Annotated in this window: 1 protein-coding gene; it reads right to left on the reverse strand. The window is 78.4% G+C overall.

The features are described from left to right. On the reverse strand, positions 1–1,587 hold a 1,587-nt coding region (locus tag NH602_RS30520), incomplete at its 3' end, for a glycosyltransferase family 39 protein (protein WP_374210286.1). Between the last annotated feature and the right edge of the window lie 385 nt (positions 1,588–1,972).

Raw genomic sequence — 1,972 nt, forward strand, 5'->3', positions numbered from 1 at the left:
TGCCCCGACGGCCCCACCGGTGACGGTTCCGGCCGGGCCGGATGCGCCACCCGGGGCGCCGGACCCGGAACCGGCCCACGGCCCGCGCATCGTTCCGGGGCCACCCCGGCCCCCGCCCGGTCCGGACGCGTAGCCCTCCGGCCCGGAGCTCGGGATCGCCCCGGTGTGCGGCGTCGCCGCCGTTGCCAGCGCCCAGGCCGTCGTCCCGCCGGCCCCGGCCAGCAGCGCCGCGGTGAGCACCCCGGCCGCGAGCACCAGCGGCATCCGGTGCACCCCGAGCAGGGCGAGCGCCGCGCCGAGCCCGACGACGAGCACCGCGGGCCGCAGCCACCAGAGCCACTCCGCGGGCAGCAGCGCGTAGGCCCACACGGCCGTCGCCGCGACCGCCGCGGCCAGCCACCAGCGGGCGGCCGCGGCCGCCCGGTCCCGCCACAGCGTCGCCCCGCCGATCCCGACCAGCGCGGCGACCGCCGGGGCCAGCGCGACGGTGTAGTAGCTGTGCACGATCCCGGCCATCAGGCTGAACGTCAGCCCGGTGACCAGCAGCCAGCCGCCCCACAGCACGGTCGCCGCACGCAGCGGGTCGGTGCGCGGGGCCCGCCGGGTCCACCACAGCAGGGCCCCGAGCAGCACCAGCGCCGCGGGCAGCAGCCAGGACGCCTCCCGGCCCATCTCCGACCCGAACAGCCGCAGCAGCCCGGTCTCGCCCCAGCCACCGGCACGTCCGCCCGCGCCGCCGCCGACGGAGCCGACCTCGTCGCCGGTGAGCCGGCCGACGCCGTTGTAGCCGAAGACCAGCTCCAGCACGCTGTCGCCCTGGGAGCCGCCGATCCAGGGCCGGTCCGCGGCCGGCCACAGCTCCACGACGAGCACCCACCAGCCCGCCGAGACCAGCAGCGCGGCCCCGGCGACGAGCAGCGCCCGGATCCGCGGCCACCAGGCGAGCGGGGCGGCGAGCAGCCACACGGCGGAGAACGCCGGCAGCACCAGGAACGCCTGCAGCATCTTGGTGAGGAAGCCGTAGCCGACCAGGAGGCCGACGAGCACCAGCCACCGGGTGCGGCCCTGCTCGACCGCCCGGGTGAGGGAGTAGGCGGCGCCGGTCAGGACGAGCACGAGCATCGCGTCGGGGTTGTCGAAGCGGAACATCAGCACCGCGACCGGGGTGAGCGCGAGCGCGGCCCCGGCCACCAGCCCGGCCCCCGGCCCGGCGACGCGCCGGACCGCGGCGTGCAGCAGCGCGACCGCGCCGACGCCCATCAGCGCCTGCGGCACCAGCACGCTCCAGCTCGACAGCCCGAACAGCCGCACCGACAGCCCGATCGGCCACAGCGCACCCGGCGCCTTGTCGACGGTGATCCCGCCGGCCGCGTCGGAGGCGCCGAAGAACCACGCCGACCAGCTCTGCCCGCCCGCCTGCGCGGCCGCCGCGTAGAACGCGTTGGCCCAGCCCGAGGCCGACAGCCCCCACAGGTACAGCGCGGCCGTCGCGGCGAGCAGCACCGCGAGCGGCAGGTGCCGCCACCGGCGGGTCGGCGGCGGGGACGGTGCGCGGGCGGGCCGGGGCCGGGACAGGGTGCTCGTCACCCGGGCGACGCTGCTCCGCCGCGCTGTGCGGAACCGGTGATCGACCTGTGAACCACCTGTGCCGGTCACCCCCGGTCCGTCGATCAGTACCTGAGCGCTGCGAGCCCGGGCCGTGCCAGCCCTCATGTACTGATCGACGCAGGGACGCCGGGACGCCGGGCGGACGCGGGTGGTGTGACGCGGGACGGCGCCGCGGTGCGGGGTGGGCGGGTGCCGGGGGAGGATCGGCGACGTGCCGGTCCCCGCGTCGACCCCGGAGCCGGTCCCGGCCGGGCCACGGCTGCTGCTGCCCGGCTGGACCCCGGAGGTCGCGGCGGCCGTCGTCGCCGGGACCCGGCGCGGCGACTGGGCGCCGGACTTCCCCGCCGAGGGCGACCGGACGATC

The organism is Pseudonocardia sp. McavD-2-B (genome assembly GCF_024124365.1).
GTDB classification, from domain to species: domain Bacteria; phylum Actinomycetota; class Actinomycetes; order Mycobacteriales; family Pseudonocardiaceae; genus Pseudonocardia; species Pseudonocardia alni.